The 4159-nt window shown below is 33.5% G+C and carries 2 protein-coding genes and 1 pseudogene; all 3 read left to right on the top strand.

Annotated elements, in window-relative coordinates:
• Positions 1 to 513: 513 nt before the first annotated feature.
• The 3 genes and pseudogenes from VIO64_RS21820 (at position 514) to VIO64_RS21830 (ending at position 3769) form a co-directional block, all read left to right on the top strand.
• A complete protein-coding gene (locus tag VIO64_RS21820; RefSeq protein WP_331921864.1) occupies positions 514 to 1800 on the top strand; it encodes an ATP-binding protein in 1287 nt (428 codons plus the stop codon).
• Positions 1797 to 2519, top strand: a complete 723-nt coding sequence (locus VIO64_RS21825; RefSeq protein WP_331921865.1) for an RloB family protein — start codon at positions 1797 to 1799, stop codon at positions 2517 to 2519. Before VIO64_RS21820 ends, VIO64_RS21825 begins: the two co-directional genes overlap by 4 nt.
• A gap of 203 nt (positions 2520 to 2722) precedes the next feature.
• A pseudogene (locus VIO64_RS21830) lies at positions 2723 to 3769 on the top strand (IS481 family transposase).
• Positions 3770 to 4159: the final 390 nt, after the last annotated feature.

The raw sequence follows: 4159 nt of genomic DNA on the forward strand, positions 1-4159 counted from the left end.
TGCCATTGTTTGGGTCTTGCAACAAAAATAGACAAACAAAATTTCAGAAAGGTATTTCTTGAAGACGCTAACAGAGTGAATTCTGGAAACTAGTCTCCCCACATTTTTTTGAAGAGCTATCCCAGTTGTACTTGAAAATCGCCGTTGTGGTTTTTGGAGTGGATTGTGAAGTAACTATAGTGTGAATTAAAATATCGTATATCCTTCCATATTTTCTAGTAACCACAATGTGTTAATATGCGATATTTATTAAACTATTATTTAATAACAAACAGTTTTTTATATTTTTAAAATTCATGTAAGGCAGCAGGAATATGACTAAAAAAGTATTGAATTATGTGACTTAAACACGCACCAATTAATTTTAAGTATGCTAAAAAAATAATTATTATCTATTTGTTATGTGAGAAATAATCTCACATTTTATTGCTTCTATGCATATAAGTATGGTAATATGGATATAATCTTATTAAATTTGCGAGATATTTTCTCGATAAGAAAGAGGCGATTGTTATGCTATGCCAATTTATATTTAAAAATTTTAGGTCATTCAAAGACGAAGCGATCCTTGATATGCAAGCAATAAAAATATCTGAGCACGAAAACAGTCTGATTGTAGATAAGATGGATGGGACTGAATTTTTGCCTGTTGCTGTTATATATGGTCCTAACGGTGGTGGTAAATCGAGTGTTCTTGAAGCATTTGTATACTTGACACGGAAAGTTTTAATGCCAATCATTGCTTTGAAGGAAATTTCAAAACAAAGGAATGATGATGATATTTTTGCAGGTGTTTCTGATGAGTCAAGAAAAACAAAGGAATTCAGTAATACAGAATTAGAAGAAACCGACAGGTATTTTAAATTCAGCAAAGGTGCTAAAAATCAACCTATTGAATTTGAAATATTATTTAGAACCAGAGGCTATGAATATAAATACCAGCTTCATATATTGCATGGTGAAGTTTTAGAAGAGTATCTATTTATGAAAAATTTAAAATCAAATAGGCCGGAAGTGGTTTTTGAAAGAGATAGAGATGGTATATACTTAGGAGATGTTCTAGAGGACATTAATGTAAACAAGATTAAACCATCTCTACCACTACTGTCTCATATTTCAATAAGTAAAGATATAGATATCATTGAAAATGTTATTGAGTGGTTTATGAGCAGCGTAATCTTAAATTATGATAATCCAATTAGAGATAGAACCATTGGGCTAAGTAAAGGTAAAAAAGGAGAGAAGCAGTTTTTGAATATGCTAAATGAGATGGATATAAATATTATCGGTATAAGACTTGTTAAAGATACTGATGGAAATATTACTGATATATTTACAAAGCATAAGTTAATTGATGGTTCAGAGGGGGAATTATTATTTGAGGAAGAATCCAGCGGAACAAGAAAGTTATTTGGATTGTTACCATTTATTTTAAAATGCTTGAAAGATGGTAATTTAGTTATAGCTGACGAAATGGACGCCAAGCTTCACCCTAAATTATTAAGATATATTATTGAATTATTTACAAATCCAAAAATCAATAAAAGCGGTGCACAATTATTATTCACATCACATGATTTGACTAATATGAAAAACACAGTGTTTAGACGTGATGAAATATGGTTTGCTGCACTTGACAAATTTGAGGCTTCACAGCTTTATTCACTGGTTGAGTTTAAAAAGGAAAATGGCGAAAAAGTTAGAAAAGATGAAACTTATGATAAGCAGTATATGGAAGGAAGATATGGTGCAGACCCTTATCTAAGGACTATTCTGGACTGGGGGGAGGATTTGCAATGAGCTTAAAGCCCGCAAAATATAGTGATATAAAAAAATTAGAAGAGCGAATGCAGTCAAAACGAAGAAATTTTGAAAAAAAGTACAAACTACCTTCACCAACACTTATTATCAGTGAAGGGACAAAAACAGAGCCACATTACATTCAAGGGCTTGTCGATTTGATTATCAAAAAATACTCTGAAATCAATAAGAATGCTCGTCATTCAATGAAGGACATAATAAAAATTCATGGGACAGGTAGAAATACTAAAGGGCTACTGAAATATGCACGTGATTTGGCTGCAAAACCTGAAAATAAGCATTACAAACGTATATGGATAATGTATGATAAAGATGATTTTCCTCTAGATAATTTTGACAATACTCAGTTTAGTATTGAAGATAAAGAATGTGATGATGCCGACAGAAAATTCTTTGCTGCTTGGTCTAATGAGTGTATTGAGTTGTGGTTTATACTTCATTTTCAAGACCTAATATCTGATGTGGGACGAGAACAATATAAAGAAATCCTTAAAGCGTATTTGGATTATGATAAAGCTGCTTCTGATATATATGATATCATAGACAAGAATGAAAAAAGCAGTGTTGATCTTGCTATCTCTCGAGCGAAAAAGCTATACGAGAGTTATGACAATAAAACAGCACCATCAAAAATGGTTCCGGCTACACGTGTTTATGAACTGGTAGAAGAGCTGAGAGGCTACTTAAACGAAAGTTAGAGGAATACTAATCTTACTTAAACTTTTTGATTACATTTTCTTTCAGTTTCTACAATGCCACTGAAAAATACTCACAGGAATAGGAAGAGAATATAATAATATATTCTTCTGTTAAAGAATTGACTTCACTTGACAGTGCTGAATAATGTTTGGGTAATATCTCCTCTGGACAATAATTAAATTGTAAGGAGGAGATTTCTAATATGACAATACAGGAACGTATAGTGAAGAATAAAATGAGCTTAATAGAATTGGCAGAGTATCTTCAGAATGTAAGTGAAGCATGTAAAATTCATGGAGTTAGTCGGCAGCATTTTTATGATATTAAGAAAGCATATGAGGAACATGGACTTGAAGGTTTAAAGGATAAAACTCGCAGGAAGCCTTGCATAAAGAACAGAGTTGCTCCTGAAGTTGAAGAGGCTGTAATAAAGATGGCATATGAAAAACCTGCATATGGACAGTTAAGAGCAAGTAATGAACTTAGAAAGCACGGAATACTTGTATCTGCTGGAGGTGTGAGATCTATTTGGCTAAGATATAATATCGAAACATTCGAAAAGAGGCTTAAAAAGCTTGAAGAAAAAGCTGCAAAAGAAGGTATCCTCTATACGGAAGATCAGCTTATAGCCTTAGAAAAAGCAAAGCAGGAAAAGAATATATCAATAGATGAAATAGATACATAGCATCCAGGATACTTACTGGCACAAGACACATTCTATGTAGGCTACATTAAAGGAGTGGGGCGAATATATCAGCAAACTGCTATAGATACTTATTCAGCAGTAGGATTTGCTAAGTTATACACTGCAAAAGTTCCTGTTACTTCGGCAGATATCTTAAATGATAGAGTACTACCATTTTTCGAAAATCACATGATACCTGTAATGAGGGTTTTAACTGATAGAGGTACGGAATATTGTGGAGCACCTGAGAAACACTTATATGAATTATTTTTACAAATGAATGATATTGAGCATACAATGACAAAAGCTAAAAGTCCTCAGACAAATGGCATTTGCGAGCGTTTAAACCAAACAATACTTAACGAGTTCTACAAACCAGCTTTCAGAAAAACCTTATATAAATCAGTTGAACAATTGCAGGAAGACTTAGACTTTTATATACTACAATATAATGAAGAACGTACTCATCAGGGTAAAAGGTGTAAAGGAAGAACTCCAATGCAAACTTTCCTTGACAGTTTGCATCTAGCCAGAGAGAAACTTCTGGATGATTCAGCCAGCTAATTTTGTGGGGTCTAGCCCGTCTGGCAATGAGGACGAGCCCTCAGGGCGGTGTGGGTGGTTTTATTAACATTAAGCTAGGTACCAGCTTGATTATATACAAATGCACCCTCATATTGAAGGTGCATACTAATCAAAACTTAATATTTCCCAGAGGAGTGTCAACTCAAGTACCGTTCAGGACAATTCTTCCTATTCCTGCTCTTTAGCTACCTTCGAAGTTACTTATGAAGTAACTCCAAACCACAATAACGATTTTCAAGTACAACTGGGATAGCTCTTCAAAAAAATGTGGGGAGACTAGTTTCCAGAATTCACTCTGTTAGCGTCTTCAAGAAATACCTTTCTGAAATTTTGTTTGTCTATTTTTGTTGCAAGACCCAAACAATGGCA

The sequence above is a fragment of the Pseudobacteroides sp. genome (assembly GCF_036567765.1).
Taxonomy (GTDB): Bacteria; Bacillota; Clostridia; order Acetivibrionales; family DSM-2933; genus Pseudobacteroides.